Below are 15235 nucleotides of genomic sequence, written 5' to 3' on the forward strand. Positions count from 1 at the left end.
TCATTTGCACGAGCAATTTGCGTGTCGTATGCCCCGACGCAACCTCGGCGACAGGCACCGATGGCACGCTCTTGGTGTGCGCGTTGCAATCGTCGCAGAGTCGTTCCTTCCGAATGTCAACGGTGTCACCAACTCGGTGCTTCGAGTGATCGAGCATCTCCGCCGCAGCGGCCACGAGGCTCTCGTCATCGCCCCAGACACCCCGCGCGGCCAACCGCCGGCCGACAAGATTCACGACGGTATCCGTGTGCATCGGGTGCCGTCGCGGATGTTTCCGAAGATCACCTCGCTGCCGCTCGGTGTGCCCCGGCCGAGGATGGTCAAGGTGCTGCGCGGATTCGATCCCGACGTGGTGCATTTGGCGTCACCGGCGCTGATTGGTTACGGCGGGCTGCACGCCGCACGCTACCTCGGGGTGCCGACAGTCGCCGTATTCCAAACGGACGTAGCGGGTTTCGCGGAGAGCTACGGCATCGGCTTCACGGCCCGCGCCGCGTGGGCCTGGACCCGACACCTGCACAGCCGTGCCGACCGCACGCTGGCGCCGTCGACCGCCGCGATGGAAAACCTTACCGCGCACCGCATTCCGCGCGTGCACAAATGGGCCCGCGGCGTCGACATCACCGGCTTCGCGCCGTCGGCACGCGACGAAGCCCTGCGACAGGTTTGGTCACCGGACGGTAAGCCGATCGTCGGGTTCGTCGGCCGACTCGCACCGGAGAAGCACGTCGAGCGGCTGGCGTCGCTGAGCGCGCGCGGCGACCTGCAACTCGTGGTCGTCGGTGACGGCGTCGACCGAGGCAAGCTCGAAAGCCTTTTGCCGTCAGCTGTTTTCACCGGGGCGCTGTACGGCGCCGAGCTGGCCGCCGCGTACGCCAGCATGGACGTCTTCGTTCACCCCGGCGAGCACGAGACGTTCTGCCAGGCTGTGCAGGAAGCGATGGCATCGGGTCTGCCGGTCATCGCCCCGAACGCGGGAGGCCCCCGCGACCTTGTCAGTCCCTATCGCACCGGGCTGTTGCTCGACGTCGACGAGTTCGAAGCCAAGCTGACCGAATCCGTCGACCATCTGATCGCCGAGCGCACGCGGTACTCGGTGGCCGCTCGTCGCAGCGTGTTGGGCCGCACCTGGCCCGCGATCTGCGACGAACTTCTCGGCCACTACGAGGACGTCATCGGCAAGCGCCGCGCCAAAGCCGCCTAACTCCCCTCCCGCCTGACCCCCCTTCTCGCGAGCGACCGTGTTTGTACGGCGACACGCCCGTGAAGAGTGGCATTTTGCGGTCGCTCGCGCTTGAACTCAGCCCTGGGCTTCGACGGCGACGGGCTGCCACTCCTCCCATGTCTTGAGTCGACTTTCGTAGTCGGCCTTGGCCAACTGCAGCGGCAGCTCACCGAAGAACACCCGCAGCGGCGGCTCGGCGGCGTCGACGACCTTGAGCAAGGCGCGCGCCGAAGCCTGCGGATCTCCCGGCTTGGACACGCGCTGGCTGCGGGCCTTGTCCGCGGCCTCGTGCACCTCTTTGTAGTCGGGCAGCGGCGCCGAGCGCTTCGACGACGACCCGGCCCAATCCGTCGCAAACCCACCCGGCTCGATCAGCGTCACGTGAATGCCGAACGGCGCGACCTCCTGCGCCAGCGCCTGCGAGAAACCTTCCAAAGCCCACTTCGACGCGTGGTAGATGCCGACGTTCTGGAAAGCGGTGATGCCACCGATCGACGAAACCTGGATGATGTGTCCGCTGCGCTGCGCACGCAGGTACGGCAGCGCGGCCTGCGTCACCCACAGCGCGCCGAAGACGTTGGTTTCGATCTGGCCGCGCGCCTCGGCCTCGGTCAGCTCCTCGATGAAGCCGAAGTGGCCGTAGCCGGCGTTGTTGACGACGATGTCGAGACGTCCGAAGTGGTCGTGCGCCTGTTTGACCGCGGCGAAGTCGGCGTCGCGGTCGGTCACGTCGAGCTGCAGCGGCAGCAGCGCGTCGCCGTACTTCTGCACCAGGTCGTCCAGCGAGGCGGTGTCGCGCGCGGTGGCCGCGACCTTGTCGCCGCGCTCCAGCGCCGCGATCGCCCATTCCCTGCCGAACCCGCGAGATGTCCCTGTGATGAACCAAACCTTGTTGCTCATGGGAGGGGTAATGCCCGTTGCGGCCGTCCTCATTCCCGGATCAAGCATGTTCACAGGTACCGTCGGCTCCGTGAACCGCGCGACGCTGGACAAAGACCCGCATGAAGTGGCGTCGATGTTCGATGCCGTCGCGCGCCGCTATGACCTGACCAACACCGTGCTGTCGCTGGGCCAGGACCGGTTCTGGCGGCGGGCCACCCGATCGGCGCTGCGGATCGGGCCCGGGGACAAGGTGCTCGACCTCGCGGCGGGCACCGCAGTCTCAACGGTCGAACTCCAGGCGTCGGGGGCGTGGTGTGTGGCTGCGGACTTCTCGGTCGGCATGCTGGCCGCCGGAGCCCAGCGCGACGTGCCGAAGGTGGGCGCCGACGCGACACGGCTGCCGTTCGCCGACGGGGTGTTCGACGCGGTCACGATCAGCTTCGGGCTGCGTAACGTCGTCGACCACAGCGCGGGCCTTCGCGAGATGGCGCGGGTGACGCGACCGGGCGGCCGGTTGGTGGTGTGCGAATTCTCCACCCCGACGAACCGCGTCTTCGCGACCGCGTACAAGGAATACTTGATGCAGGCGTTGCCGCGGCTCGCGACCGCGGTGTCGTCGAATCCGGACGCCTACGTCTATCTGGCCGAGTCGATTCGAGCGTGGCCGGACCAGGCGCACTTGGCGCGTCGTATTGCCGACGCCGGATGGTCAGCGGTGCGGTGGCGCAACCTGACCGGCGGCATCGTCGCGCTGCACGCGGCGACGAAACCCATCAGCTGACGGGACGTCAAGGTGCTCGCGCTCAGCGGGTTCGCGAAGTCACTGGGCTGACGCCCGCGTCCTCCAGCACCTGATGGCCGGCGTTGTAGCCGGGAATGAAGGTGATGCCCGGGCCGCCGTGGCATCCCGCACCGCCCAGGTACAGCCCGTCGATCGGGATGGGCATGTCGAGGAAGCCTTTGGGGCCAGGACGGTTGGGCCCCATCAGGTCTGGATGCAGCAGACCATGGCAGAAGTCACCCGACGGCGCGGCGAACATCGTCTGCATGTGATACGGCGCGAACGTGATGTGCCGGATCTGGATGTCGCGGAAGTTGGGTGCGAACCGGGTGATCTTGTCAATCACCTTCTCCGCCATCACATTCTTGAGCTGGCGGGTGTCCGCACTGTTCTCCACCGGCAGCGCATATGCGAAGGCGCTTGCCGCGTGCTTGCCGGGCGGCGCCATCGCTGGGTCGTGCACCGAGGGGATCTGCATGCCCATCGACGGATTGTCAGGGACGATGCCCCGTCGGCACTCGTCCCATTGGCGCTGTTGTTCTTCGGGGGAGTTGAAGATCCCTATCGAGCCCTGCATGCCTGGCTCGTTGAGGAAGTCGTAGGGTGCGGCGAATTCGGGTAGGCCGTCGAGCGCGAAGTGGATCTGAACGAACGACGCCCGGTGATCGCGTCCGGTCAACCGCGTGACGAGGTCAGCAGGCAGGTACTCGGCGCCGACCATATCGATCAATGTGGTGTCCGGCGACAGATTCGAAATGACCACCGGCGCGGTGATTTCGGATCCGTCGCGCAGACGCACGCCTGTGAGGCGGCCGCCGTCGACGAGTATCTTGTCCACCTTGGCGCGGTACTTGACCTCACCGCCGCTGGCTATGAAGAGCTCGTGCAAGTGGTTGCACAGCGCACCGATACCGCCTTCGAGTTTGGTCATCATCGCGGTCGTGTCGTCGGGAACTGCCAGGGCGAACGCCAAACATGTTGCGCTGCCGGGAGTGTAGGGCCCGCGATACGTCGAGTTGATGGCCAGGAATGCGAGCATGCTGCGCAGTACGGCGTGTTTGTGCTTGTCGGGCAGGTAGCGGTCGATGGCGTCCATCGCCGAGCCGAAGATGACGTCGTGGATCGCGGTGCGCTCGGCTTCGTTCGCCGCGCATGCGTACATCTCGTCGAGTGTCTTCGGTGGGGTGCGAACATCGAAGCGGCCCAACGCCTTTGCCGGTCCCTGACTCCAGCCGATCAGCTCGGCCATGCCGACGACGGCGTCGGTGCCGTGCTTGTCGGCGAGGTGGGTCATGAATTGCATGGGATCCCGGTAGAAGATCATCGGTTCTTCGCCTTCGTCGCCGAGATTGACCGACATCACCTCGGCATCGACGGTCGGCAGCGTGTCCAGCCCTAGCTCCTTCGCGATCTGGCTCGGCATGGGGAACTGCACCGAACCCGCGATCTCGTAACGAAATCCGTCGATGAGTTCCACTGTCGCTGCCATGCCGCCGGTGTAGGTGTTGGCCTCGAGGCACACGGTGCGCAGTCCTGCCTGCTGCAGCACCGCCGCCGCGGTCAGCCCGTTGTGGCCGGCACCGACGACGATCGCGTCGTAATCACTCATGCTCAAAAATATGTCAGTACTGACATAATTTGGCAAGGGTCGGATACGATCGCCGTGTTATGACCGCGACGCCGAACCTGCACGAGCAGCGCAGACGATCGACACGCGAGGCGCTCAGGCGCGCTGCGCTGGCGAGTTTCGCCAGAAAGGGCTTTGCGAATGTGACCGTGACCGAGCTGGCCCGCGAGGCCGGGGTCACCGAGCGCACGTTCTTTCGGCATTTCCCCACCAAGGAAGCCGTCCTTTTTCAGGACTACGAGACGCAGGTGGAGTGGCTCGCCGAGGCGCTGGCGCAGCGGCCACCATCCGAGGCGCTCATCGACGCCGTCCTGGCGAGCATCGCGAGCTTCCCCCACGACCTGGAGGTCGTCCGGCAGGCCGCGAGTGCTCGGGCCGAGTTGATCACCGCCGAGCGCATCGCCGGGCACCTGCGGGTGGTGCAGTCGTCGTTCGCCGGCGTCATCACCGACTTCATCAGGACGCGTTATTCGGATACGCCCGACATCGACCTGGTCGCCGAGGTGGCCGGTGCCACGATTGCCGCCGCACTGGTGGTGGCCGTCGAACACTGGGGCCGCAATGGCTGCACCCGGGATCTCGGTGAAATCACCGCAGCCGCTTTGGACCTCGTTCGATCAGGCCTCGCCCCGCTGTCTTAATTGACGACGCGGATGCCGCCACTGGTATCGGGGACGAACCCCGTCTCGCCGAGGCTCTGTTGGGGCGGCGTGGGCTGCTCGCTGGGCGGGACGCAGACGCCGACGTACGGAACCTCGGCGCAGGGGCCAACGGGAACGGCGTGCGCCGCAGCGGGCAGACAAAGCGTTGTCGCACTTGCGATTGCGGCAAGCGCCGGAACTATCAATTTCCGTTTGGTCATCGCGGATCCTCCTGACGACCTGGTGCATTTCAGCGTACGCAGTTGTTGTTCAAAGGTGGATAGTGCGCACGGGCCCAATCTCGCCCAAGGCATCGGCGACCATCGACCGATGGCACTCGGCTGCGTCGGCCTCAAAACACATCAGCGCAACCCGAATCTGGGTAGCCAGTCGAAATAACTCGCCAAGCGCCGCTTGGCCTTCCGGTGTTCGCAGTTCTTCTCGGTACCTCGCCACAGCCGCCTTTTCGTGGCGTCGAAACGCGTCGCGGTTGTCCCGGGGATTGCCGAGCTGCGGCAGGTGCACATAGTCGATGCCGGCGTCACGCAGTCGCGCGGCAAGTCTGTTCTTCGAAAGGCCCGCCTTGCGTGATAGCGGTGTAAGCCGCACGTCTACAAGGACTTTCACCTCCACAGATCGGAGGATTGCGACGACGTCATCGACCGTCCTGTCCTGATACCCGATCGTCATCACCGTGGTCATCCGCCGGTTCGTTCCTCCCACAGCCGAGCGGTCTGCGGACCGACGTCGGGGTCGTGCGTTTGTTGAAAATTGCGTCCGCCGCGGCCGAAGGTCGCGACAACGGCTGGCGGAGCATCGGATTCGAGCACCGGCTCCGGCAGCCAGCGACACCGACGCACATGCACAAGGTCGACGGCGGTCGCGTCCGCGTCGTCGTCGTAGAAGTACGGCCCCTCGATACGGCCCAGCCAGTAGAAGCCCTCGGCGTCGCGTGTCCACGCGAACGCTCCGTCCTCGATCTCGGCGAATCTGGCGACGCGGCGGGCGAGCCGCTCCTTCTCGCCGCGATCGCGGACGCGTTGGCCGAAGCCGCACAGGCCCAGGCGGCGGGCGCGCTCGATCGTCGCCCGCAGATCCACGTCGTCGCTGCGTGACCGCATCGGTGCGCGAAAGACCTCGGGCATGTCAATCATCCTGCGCGATATGCTGCCGCCGTGGCCACGTTCTGGCGTTACGTCAAGATTCAGCTGATGGTGTTCGTCTTCGGCATCGTCGGGCCGATCTTCCTGACAATTTACTTTGCGACGCAACCAGATCCGTCGATGAAGTGGGCGTATTGGGCCGGACTTTTCATCACCGCCGCCGACGTGCTCATCGCGTTGGCCGTCACCAGCGCCAGCGATCCGAATAAACCGCCTGCCGATACCCGTCTTGCGATCGCCGTCGCCAAGCGCATGCAGTCCCACGGCGGCAACACCAGTGACAGTCCGTCCAGCACCTACGACCCGTTCTCGTCGAGCGCCTTCAGCTTTTCGACGGACTCCGGTTCGTCGTCGAGCGACTACTCCTCGTCCTCCGACTACTCCTCGTCCTCCGACTACTCGTCGTCCTCCGACTACTCGTCGTCGAGTGACTACTCGTCGTCGAGTGACTCGGGTTCGTCGTCGAGTGACTCCGGTTCGTCGTCATCCAGCGACTAGCTACAGCTTGTCGGCCGCGATCACCGCATCGGCGAACGCCTGCGGTGCCTCCTGCGGCACGTTGTGCCCGATGCCGTCCAGAACGCGGTGGGCGTACGGGCCGGTGAACATCTTGCGGTAGGCGGCGCCGTCCTTGTTGGGCCCGTCGAAGTCGCTGCCGATGGTGATGGTCGGAACGGTGATCGGCGGGGTCGCGGCCAGTTTCGCGTCGAGGTCGTCGTACTGCGGTTCGCCTGGCGCCAGTTCCAGCCGCCAGCGGTAGTTGTGGATCACGATGTCGACGTGATCGGGGTTGGCGAACGCCGCGGCGCTGCGGTCGTAGGTGGCGTCATCGAACTTCCATGTCGGCGACGCTTCCTGCCAGATGAGCTTGTTGAAGTCGTGGGTGTTCTGTCGATACCCACGCACGCCACGGTCGGTCGCGAAGTAGTACTGATACCACCAACCATGTTCGGCCTTCGGAGACAACGGCTGTTGATTGGCAACGAGATTCACGATCAGATAACCGCTGACCGACACCAACGCCTTGACGCGCTCCGGCCAGATCGCGGCGAGGATGTCGGCGGTTCGCGCGCCCCAGTCATACCCGGCCAGCACCGCGCGGTCGATGTTCAACGCGTCCATGAACGCGACGATGTCCTGTGCCAGCGCGGCCTGCTGCCCGTTGCGGACGGTGTCCGCTGACAGGAATTGCGTGCTGCCGTAACCGCGCAAGTAGGGGATGAGGACGCGGTATCCCCGCGCGGCCAGGATCGGTGCGACGTCGACGTAGCTGTAGATGTCGTAAGGCCAGCCGTGGAGCAGGATGACGGGCGGGCCGTCGAGAGGACCGTCCTCCGCGTACCCGACGTTGAGCAGCCCTGCGTCAATCTGTTTGAGCGGGGCGAAGGACGTGTGTGTCGGCGTAGCCGAGGCAATCGCAGAACTGGCAACAGAACTCGCGGCGACCGCGAATCCGACGCCGCGCGCGAAGTCGCGTCGAGTGATCATCCCGCCGCTCAACTGGCCGCCTGCCTGACGTGAGCAACGATCAAGTCGTACATCTGTCGGGTTATCTCCTTTGCGTCACTCATGATGTTGTAGCCGTGATCCACCCCGCGCACTTCAACGTATTCGACAAGCGCGCCTGCGGCTTTCAGCTTGTCCGCGTACAGCTTGCCTTCGCCGCAGAGGCGGTCGTATTCCGCGGTGACGACCAATGCCGGTGCGATACCGGTGATGTCGTCGGCGTTTGAGCCCCACGCAGGAGACGCCAGCCGGTGGCGGCGTTGCCCGCGGTCGGGAATGTACGCGGTGTCGAACACTGCGCTCATCCACGGCTGCAGTACGGCCTTCGAGCCAAGCGGTGTGGATTTGTCCGCGGCCGAGGTCACCAAATCCAATGGCGGGTAATGCAGCATCTGCAACGCGATCGTGGGGCCGCCGTTCTCCAGCGCCATCCGCGATACCGCGGCGGACAGGTTGCCTCCGGCGCTTTGCCCTCCAACACAGAGGCGGTGGCCGTCCCAGTCGCGTTCGGGCGCGGAGGCCCATTGGAGTACGTCGTAGACCTGTTCGACGGGTACGGGGAAGCGCTTGTGCGGGGCCAACACGTAATCACAGTTGACGACAACAACATTGGCGTGGGCGGCGAGGTAGCGGCACCACGGGTCGTCTTGTTCGCGATGACCCACCACAAAGCCGCCGCCGTGCACGTTGACGTACACGGCGGGTCTTTCCGCCTGCGACAGCGGGTGATAGATCGTCGCCGCGACTGGGCCGTGGCGCGTCTCGATGCTGATCTCGGTGGTGCTTCCGGCGACCTCAGGAAACCGGACTCCGGGTTTGGGGGTGGGGTTGACGACGGCGGCGAACAACCGCGCCGCCAGATCGGCCACCGGTTGTCGGGTCAGTATCGACACAGCGTGGCACTCTAACCGGTCAGTGAAACGGCGCCCGCCGGTCGATGCGTCGTGACGCCAAGCCCGCCGAGCGCCACACCCGCGCGATCCAGTCGGCATCCTCGTCGGTCACCAGATTTCCCATCACCCGCACCGCGAGGTTCATCAGGAACGCCGAGCGCATCGCCAGCGGCCCCGTCGACGGCAGGAACCGCGGCAGCGTCAACAGGAGTCCGAGCCGCCGGGCGACCGAGAACGACCGCGCGTAGTGTGCCGAAAGCACGGCAGGCCACGCGGCCGACAGGTCGCCTGTGCCGAGCATCTCTGCAGCCAGCCTGCCCGTCTCGAGTCCGTAGTCGATGCCCTCTCCGTTGAGCGGGTTGACGCACGCCGCGGCGTCGCCGATCAGCATCCAGTTCGGCCCGGCCACCCCGGAGACCGCGCCGCCCATCGGCAACAACGCCGACAACGCCAGGCGAGGTTCGCCGACGAAGTCCCATTCCTTACGTCTCAGTGACGTGTAGTACGACATCAACGGCCGCAAGGCCGCAGCGGCCGGTCGCTTCGCGGTCGCCAATGCGCCGACGCCGATGTTCACCTCGCCATTGCCGAGCGGGAAGATCCAACCGTATCCGGGCAGCACGCGGCCCTCCGGTGACCGTAGCTCCAGATGCGACGTGATCCACGGCTCGTCGGCCCGTGGTGTGGCGATGTAGCCGCGGACCGCGACGCCGTACACCGTCTCCTGATGCCACTGCCTGCCCAGCACGCGGCCCAACGGCGAGCGGGCCCCGTCGGCCACGATCAACGACGTGCACCCGATCTCGGCGCCGGAGTCCAACACCAGCGACGACACCCGTCCACTCGAATCATGGCGCACATCAACGGCTTTCGTGCCGAGCAGCATTTTGGCGCCGTCATCGGCGGCCACCATCCGGATGCGGTCGTCGAGCTCGACGCGCGGCACCGCGCTGCTGACCGCAGGGAACGACGGACCGGGCCACTCGACTTCGACGTCGCCGCCGAACCCGATCAGCCGCAGCCCGCGGTGCTGCACGCGCCCCTCGAGCCACGGCCCGAGGCCGAGCCGCTGCAACTCCAGCACCGCGCGCGGGGTCAGCCCGTCGCCGCACGCTTTGTCGCGGGGAAACTGCGCCGAGTCGACGACGAGCACGTCGCGACCGGCGCGACAGGCCCAGGCCGCAGCCGCCGAGCCCGCAGGCCCGGCTCCGACGACCACCACGTCGGCGCGTGTATCCACGCCTCCCAGTATGTTGGCAGGGTGAGGACACCAGCGAGCGTGGTGGCGGGGGTGGATTTCGGCGACCCCAATTTCGCGCAGGAAGTGCGCGACGGCGTGGCCCGCATCGAAGACCTGATGGCCACTGAGCTGGGCAAAGCCGATGAGCTGATGTCGGAGGCCGTGCAGCACCTGTTCCAGGCAGGCGGCAAACGGTTCCGTCCGCTGTTCACCGTGCTGTCCGCCCGGCTGGGACCGGAGCCCGACGCGTGGCAGGTCACTGTCGCGGGGGCCGTCATCGAACTGGTCCACCTGGCGACGCTGTACCACGACGACGTGATGGACGAGGCGCAGGTGCGCCGCGGCGCCCCGAGTGCCAACGCCCGCTGGAGCAACAACATCGCGATCCTCGCGGGTGACTACCTCTTCGCAACCGCGTCACGCCTCGTCAGCAGGCTGGGCCCGGAGGCGGTCCGCATCATCGCCGATACCTTCGCCCAGCTGGTGACCGGCCAGATGCGCGAGACCCGCGGAGTCGTCGAGGGTGTCGACGAGGTCGAGCACTACCTGAAGGTGGTGTACGAGAAGACGGCCTGCCTCATCGCGGCCTCGGGCCGGTTCGGTGCGACGTTCTCGGGCGCCGACGAGGAGCAGATCGAGCGGCTGAGCCGGCTTGGCGGCATCGTCGGAACGGCGTTCCAGATCTCCGACGACATCATCGACATCGACAGCGATCCCGATGAATCGGGCAAGGTGCCCGGGACCGACCTGCGCGAAGGCGTGCACACGCTGCCCGTCCTCTACGCGCTACGCGACACCGGCCCGGACGGCGACCGGCTGCGTCAGCTGCTCAAGGGCCCGGTGGAAAACGACGATGACCTGGCCGAGGCGCTGCGGCTGCTGCGCAAATCGCCTGGCATGGCGGAGGCCAAGCAGACGGTGTCGCGGTATGCCGCCCAGGCCCGCGATGAGCTGGCCTACCTGCCGGAGGGCCCGGGTCGCCAGGCGTTGGCGACGCTGGTGGACTACACCGTGAACCGGCACGGCTGACGCAGCGGAACCCGCAGGGGCCGGCCGGACGTTGACCCAGCGAAGACTCTGCCGGTTTTAGTAGGGAGGACGCCCCGATGACCTGGCATCCGCACGTCAACACCGCCAAGACTTTTCTGCTGCTGGCGGGGTTCTCTGCGCTGATCGTGTTCGTCGGAGCCCTGTTCGGCCGAAACATCATGTTCCTGGCGGTGCTGTTCGCCGTCGGCATGAACGTCTACGTCTACTTCAACAGCGACAAGCTGGCGCTGCGGGCGATGCATGCCCAGCCGGTGAACGAGATGCAGGCGCCGGTGATGTACCGGATCGTGCGTGAGCTGGCCACCACAGCGCGCCAGCCGATGCCTCGCCTGTACATCAGCGACACCTCGGCGCCCAATGCGTTCGCCACGGGCCGCAACCCGCGCAATGCTGCGGTCTGCTGCACGACCGGCATCCTGCAGATCCTCAACGAGCGGGAACTGCGCGCGGTATTGGGCCATGAACTCTCGCACGTCTACAACCGCGACATCCTGATCTCGTGTGTGGCAGGCGCGATGGCGGCGGTGATCACCGCGCTGGCCAACATTGCGTTGTTCGCGGGCGTGTTCGGCGGCAATCGCGATGGTGGCTCCAATCCCTTTGCGCTGCTGCTCGTTTCGCTACTGGGCCCAATCGCGGCGACGGTGATCCGGCTGGCGGTATCGCGGTCGCGCGAGTATCAAGCCGACCAGTCGGGTGCCGAGCTGACTGGTGATCCGCTGTCGTTGGCGAGCGCACTGCGCAAGATCAGCGCGGGCGTGCAGCAGGCGCCGCTGCCGCCGGAGCCGCAGCTAGCCGACCAGGCGCACCTGATGATCGCCAACCCGTTCCGCTCGGGCGAGAAGATCGGCAAGCTGTTCTCGACGCACCCGCCGATCGAGGACCGGATCCGCAGGCTGGAGACGATGGCAGGCCGCGGACCAGGCCAGTACTGAGCTTGCGCAATGAAACACTGCTGGTCGATCCGGCGACACATAGGCTATGGCAGTGCTGAGCAGAGTCTTGATGGGCCTTCTGGGTGCCGCAGCAGTCGTCGGCGCGCCGGGTTTCGCGTCGGCTGAGCCGCCGCCGGATCCGCCTCCGCAGCCACCGCCACCACCCAACGTCAATGCGTTGGCGCCGGTCAAGCTGTCCGATTATGCGGTGATGGACGGCAATTGGTTCGCATTCACCACGCCCGACGGCGTGATCTGCGCGCTGCAGAAGGGCAACGGCTACGGCTGCAGCGGTCCGATTCCCGCTGCCCCCGAGGGCGCGAATCTGGTCAGCAGCGCTTACGGCGGAGTGGCCGGCTTCTCGATTGCGCCGGGCAACGTCTTCGCCGCGGCCGGTGCGGCCAAGCCACTGCCCCCAGGTTCGCGGATCAGCTATCAGACCGTCAGCTGCGGCAACGACGGCACGACGACGACGTGCGTCGACAACCGCAGCCAGTCGGGCTTCGTGCTGAGCCCCGCGGGCAGCTTCATCCTCAATCCGGAATCCCCACTGCTATACCGCCCGGATAACAAGGGCCCGTTCTCCAACTGAGTGTTCGTGCCTGCAAACCGGGTACTCGAATCGAACGAGTACAAGGAGGCACTATGGCGAAGGATCATGGCCCGAGCGTCAAGAACGACAAGCAGTACGAGGGCCTGCGTAAGAAGGGCATGAGCAAGGAGCGGGCAGCGAAGATCGCGAACACGCCCAACGCCTCGAAAAAGGGCGGCAAAAACAGCCACAAGAAGTCGAGTTAGAAGTCAGCTAGAAGCCGGAGCCGTGCACCTCGTGGCCCGGCTTCTCGGCGACTAGCCCGCGGTAGGCGTCTTCGACGGTGCTGCCGTGGTTGATGACGCCGTCGACCTCGCGCGCGATCGGCATGTTGATCCCGTACTTGTCGGCGAATTCCATGATCACGCTCGAGGCTTTGACGCCTTCGGCGACCTGATTCATCGACGCGATGATCTCGTCGATGGGCTTGCCTGAGCCCAGTTGTTCACCGACGTGGCGGTTGCGGCTGCGCTGGCTGGTGCAGGTGACGATCAGATCGCCCGTGCCCGCCAGGCCGGCGAACGTGTCGCGGTGCCCCCCGACCGCCTCGCCGAGCTTCGACATTTCCCGCACCGCGCGGGTGATCACCATTGCGCGGGTGTTCTCGCCGATGCCAAGCGAATAGCCCATGCCGACCGCGATCGCGTACACGTTCTTCAATGCGCCCGCCATCTCGACGCCGATGACGTCGTCGGTGGTGTACGTCCGAAAACGCTTGGTGCGGAACAACTCTGCCAGCCGAGCGGCCAGGTGCTGGTCGGGCATGGCCAATACGGCCGCAGCGGCGTACCCGTCGGCAACCTCGCGCGCGATGTTCGGGCCGGCGAGGATGCCGGCCGGATGACCCGGCAGCACCTCATCGACGATCTGGCTCATCCGGTAATTGGTGCCCTGCTCGAGACCCTTCACCAACGACACCACCGGCACCCAGGGCCGCAGTTCCTTCGCGAGCTCGGTCAGAACAGCGCGGAAGCCGTGCGACGGCACGCCCATCACGATGACATCGGCCGCGCGCGCCGCCTCGGAAAAGTCGTTGGTGGCCTTGAGGTTCTCTGGGAGCTCCGTGTCGTCGCCGAGGTATTTCGAGTTGCGGTGATTCTTGTTGATGTCCTCGGCGGTCTCCTCGGAGCGCACCCACTGCAGGGTCGGTCCGCGCCTGGCGCAGATGGACGCCACGGTGGTGCCCCAGGATCCTCCCCCGAGGACGACTACGTTGGGTTCGCGCTGAGCAGGTGCCATGCCGATCAGCGTAGGGCCGACACCTGCTGTTTCACCGGTAGTTGACGAACTGCAGCGCGACGTCGAGATCGGCGCCCTTGAGCAACGCGATGACGGCCTGAAGGTCGTCGCGCTTCTTGGAGGAAACGCGGATCTCCTCGCCCTGAATCTGCGCCTTGACGCCCTTGGGGCCCTCGTCGCGGATCAGCTTCGTGATCTTCTTGGCGTTCTCGCTGCTGATGCCCTGTTTGATGGTGCCGCTGACCTTGTAGGTCTTACCGCTGGCCTGAGGATCGCCTGCGTCGAAGGCCTTCATCGAAATGTCGCGGCGGATCAGCTTCTCCTTGAACACGTCGACGGCGGCCTTCACCCGCTCTTCGGTGGAGCTGACGATCTCGATGACCTCTTCGCCCTTCCAGGCGATGGTCGTGTCGGTGCCGCGGAAGTCGAAGCGGGTGGCCAGCTCCTTGGCGGCCTGGTTCAGCGCGTTGTCGACCTCCTGGCGGTCAACCTTGCTGACGACATCGAACGATGAATCCGCCATTGGACCCTGTCCTCCTCGGTGGTCGGGTGCGTTTTCGTCTTAAGCCCATCCTCGTTGTACCCTGCTAGTCGCACCAAACCGGGTCACACCGCGGTGCAGCACCCAGGCAGGTTGCCCGAGCGGCCAATGGGAGCGGACTGTAAATCCGTCGGCTAACGCCTACGCAGGTTCGAATCCTGCACCTGCCACCATGGTCAGCGGTCGTTTCGGCCGATGACCGTACGTGCGAGTCAGACGTACCGCGCCGGGGTAGGTGCGGCAACGCCGACGATGAGCCCGGGACGGCGCCAGTCAGTGCCGGCGCCGTCCACTAAACGCATCGGGCTAGTGGCACCCGTCCGTGCCACCGGCGAAACGGTCACGCCGCAGCGCTACGTACTGCGCGTTGTCACCACCAAGCGTGATGCCGCGCAAGGCTTTTGACGCCTTAGCTGCTACTGGTCAGCAGCCTGTGGTGAATCCGCAAGGCACAGTCGCCTTCTCGGTGGGAGAAGCGATGGGAACCGCTGTCGGAGGAGTGGTCGTGGTGGCGGTGCTACCGAGTGTCATTTCGCCGCTGGACACGATCGGCGCGGAGACGCCGTTGACGGTCTCCTCGCCGAGCGCCGTTGCGAAAGCGCCCGCGGCCACGAGTGTCGCTCCGGCAACCAGTATCGCCCGCAACTTCGTCGACTGCTGCATGATGTCCCTCCTGGTCTCTGTGGCGCGCCTTTGCATTGCGTGCGGATCTCTTGAGAGTTCCCCGTTCAACTGGACGATCGCTGAATAAGTTCTGGCAATCCGCTACGAATCGCGACGCGTGGAATCGATGCCGCCGCGTACAGCAACCGTAGGTTGCGGAGCTTCTGCATTCGTCGAACCGTGGCCCTGAACGTGCACCACGACAACGCAATCAGCAATTTAGTTGGACTATTTGCTTGGCGGGCCGGGGTGCCCGC

Annotated in this window: 19 protein-coding genes, 1 tRNA gene and 1 pseudogene; 10 read left to right on the forward strand and 11 right to left on the reverse strand. The window is 65.7% G+C overall.

The window, feature by feature from the left end; all coding sequences use genetic code 11:
• The first annotated feature begins 76 nt into the window (after positions 1-76).
• The gene (locus J3E61_RS13455; RefSeq protein WP_210083883.1) at positions 77-1204 is read left to right on the forward strand and encodes a glycosyltransferase family 1 protein; all 1128 of its coding nucleotides are present in this window, start codon (positions 77-79) and stop codon (positions 1202-1204) included.
• A 96-nt stretch (positions 1205-1300) separates the two neighbouring features.
• Here J3E61_RS13455 and J3E61_RS13460 read toward each other — a convergent pair whose 3' ends face one another.
• On the reverse strand, positions 1301-2125 hold the full coding sequence (locus J3E61_RS13460; protein WP_210083884.1) for an SDR family oxidoreductase: 825 nt from the start codon (positions 2123-2125) through the stop codon (positions 1301-1303).
• A 70-nt stretch (positions 2126-2195) separates the two neighbouring features.
• On the opposite strand from J3E61_RS13460, the gene J3E61_RS13465 reads away from it, so the two are divergent.
• Positions 2196-2888: a demethylmenaquinone methyltransferase gene (locus tag J3E61_RS13465; protein WP_210083885.1), complete on the forward strand. Its 693-nt coding sequence runs from the start codon at positions 2196-2198 to the stop codon at positions 2886-2888.
• A 22-nt stretch (positions 2889-2910) separates the two neighbouring features.
• On the opposite strand, the gene J3E61_RS13470 is transcribed toward J3E61_RS13465, so the two are convergent.
• Complete coding sequence (locus J3E61_RS13470; RefSeq protein ID WP_210083886.1) at positions 2911-4497, reverse strand: NAD(P)/FAD-dependent oxidoreductase; 1587 nt, start codon at positions 4495-4497, stop codon at positions 2911-2913.
• A gap of 59 nt (positions 4498-4556) precedes the next feature.
• On the opposite strand from J3E61_RS13470, the gene J3E61_RS13475 reads away from it, so the two are divergent.
• On the forward strand, positions 4557-5156 hold the full coding sequence (locus J3E61_RS13475; protein WP_210083887.1) for a TetR family transcriptional regulator: 600 nt from the start codon (positions 4557-4559) through the stop codon (positions 5154-5156).
• Here the strand turns inward: J3E61_RS13475 and J3E61_RS13480 are convergent.
• From J3E61_RS13480 to J3E61_RS13490, 3 genes are read right to left on the reverse strand one after another with little or no spacing between them, the layout of a single operon-like run.
• Positions 5153-5377: a hypothetical protein gene (locus J3E61_RS13480; RefSeq protein ID WP_210083888.1), complete on the reverse strand. Its 225-nt coding sequence runs from the start codon at positions 5375-5377 to the stop codon at positions 5153-5155. The genes J3E61_RS13475 and J3E61_RS13480 overlap by 4 nt on opposite strands.
• Before the next feature lie 49 nt (positions 5378-5426).
• Positions 5427-5858 (reverse strand): DUF488 domain-containing protein, encoded by a 432-nt coding sequence (locus J3E61_RS13485; protein ID WP_210083889.1) that lies wholly within the window; start codon positions 5856-5858, stop codon positions 5427-5429.
• Positions 5855-6301 (reverse strand): GAF domain-containing protein, encoded by a 447-nt coding sequence (locus J3E61_RS13490; RefSeq protein ID WP_210083890.1) that lies wholly within the window; start codon positions 6299-6301, stop codon positions 5855-5857. The genes J3E61_RS13485 and J3E61_RS13490 overlap by 4 nt, the downstream gene beginning before the upstream one ends.
• Positions 6302-6331: 30 nt before the next feature.
• Here J3E61_RS13490 and J3E61_RS13495 point away from each other — a divergent pair.
• Positions 6332-6520, forward strand: a pseudogene (locus tag J3E61_RS13495) (hypothetical protein); the annotation flags it as partial.
• A 297-nt stretch (positions 6521-6817) separates the two neighbouring features.
• On the opposite strand, the gene J3E61_RS13500 reads toward J3E61_RS13495, so the two are convergent.
• From J3E61_RS13500 to J3E61_RS13510, 3 genes are read right to left on the reverse strand one after another with little or no spacing between them, the layout of a single operon-like run.
• Positions 6818-7807, reverse strand: a complete 990-nt coding sequence (locus tag J3E61_RS13500; protein WP_210083891.1) for an alpha/beta hydrolase — start codon at positions 7805-7807, stop codon at positions 6818-6820.
• 8 nt (positions 7808-7815) lie between these two features.
• Positions 7816-8718, reverse strand: a complete 903-nt coding sequence (locus tag J3E61_RS13505) for an alpha/beta hydrolase (protein ID WP_210083892.1) — start codon at positions 8716-8718, stop codon at positions 7816-7818.
• Positions 8719-8737: 19 nt separating this feature from the next.
• Positions 8738-9958: a geranylgeranyl reductase family protein gene (locus J3E61_RS13510; RefSeq protein WP_210083893.1), complete on the reverse strand. Its 1221-nt coding sequence runs from the start codon at positions 9956-9958 to the stop codon at positions 8738-8740.
• Between the two features lie 21 nt (positions 9959-9979).
• Between J3E61_RS13510 and J3E61_RS13515 the strand changes: the two genes are divergently transcribed.
• The 4 genes from J3E61_RS13515 to J3E61_RS13530 all read left to right on the forward strand — a co-directional run bounded on the left by J3E61_RS13515 (position 9980) and on the right by J3E61_RS13530 (position 12741).
• A complete protein-coding gene (locus J3E61_RS13515; protein ID WP_210083894.1) occupies positions 9980-10987 on the forward strand; it encodes a polyprenyl synthetase family protein in 1008 nt (335 codons plus the stop codon).
• A gap of 77 nt (positions 10988-11064) precedes the next feature.
• On the forward strand, positions 11065-11943 hold the full coding sequence (gene htpX, locus J3E61_RS13520; protein WP_210083895.1) for a zinc metalloprotease HtpX: 879 nt from the start codon (positions 11065-11067) through the stop codon (positions 11941-11943).
• 46 nt (positions 11944-11989) lie between these two features.
• Positions 11990-12535 carry a hypothetical protein gene (locus tag J3E61_RS13525; protein ID WP_210083896.1) on the forward strand — a complete coding sequence of 182 codons (546 nt, stop codon included), beginning with the start codon at positions 11990-11992 and terminating at the stop codon, positions 12533-12535.
• Positions 12536-12588: 53 nt separating this feature from the next.
• On the forward strand, positions 12589-12741 hold the full coding sequence (locus J3E61_RS13530; protein WP_210083897.1) for a hypothetical protein: 153 nt from the start codon (positions 12589-12591) through the stop codon (positions 12739-12741).
• 7 nt (positions 12742-12748) lie between these two features.
• Here the strand turns inward: J3E61_RS13530 and J3E61_RS13535 are convergent, their stop codons facing one another.
• Positions 12749-13774 carry an NAD(P)H-dependent glycerol-3-phosphate dehydrogenase gene (locus J3E61_RS13535; protein ID WP_210083898.1) on the reverse strand — a complete coding sequence of 342 codons (1026 nt, stop codon included), beginning with the start codon at positions 13772-13774 and terminating at the stop codon, positions 12749-12751.
• 31 nt (positions 13775-13805) lie between these two features.
• A complete protein-coding gene (locus J3E61_RS13540; protein WP_192725389.1) occupies positions 13806-14297 on the reverse strand; it encodes a YajQ family cyclic di-GMP-binding protein in 492 nt (163 codons plus the stop codon).
• 105 nt (positions 14298-14402) lie between these two features.
• On the opposite strand from J3E61_RS13540, the gene J3E61_RS13545 reads away from it, so the two are divergent.
• A tRNA-Tyr gene (locus tag J3E61_RS13545) sits at positions 14403-14488 on the forward strand.
• A 22-nt stretch (positions 14489-14510) separates the two neighbouring features.
• Positions 14511-14720 carry a hypothetical protein gene (locus J3E61_RS13550; RefSeq protein WP_210083899.1) on the forward strand — a complete coding sequence of 70 codons (210 nt, stop codon included), beginning with the start codon at positions 14511-14513 and terminating at the stop codon, positions 14718-14720.
• A gap of 18 nt (positions 14721-14738) precedes the next feature.
• Here the strand turns inward: J3E61_RS13550 and J3E61_RS13555 are convergent, their stop codons facing one another.
• Positions 14739-14978: a hypothetical protein gene (locus J3E61_RS13555; RefSeq protein ID WP_192725388.1), complete on the reverse strand. Its 240-nt coding sequence runs from the start codon at positions 14976-14978 to the stop codon at positions 14739-14741.
• Positions 14979-15235: the final 257 nt, after the last annotated feature.

The organism is Mycobacterium sp. OAE908, assembly GCF_017872775.1.
In the GTDB taxonomy this organism is placed as follows: Bacteria; Actinomycetota; Actinomycetes; order Mycobacteriales; family Mycobacteriaceae; genus Mycobacterium.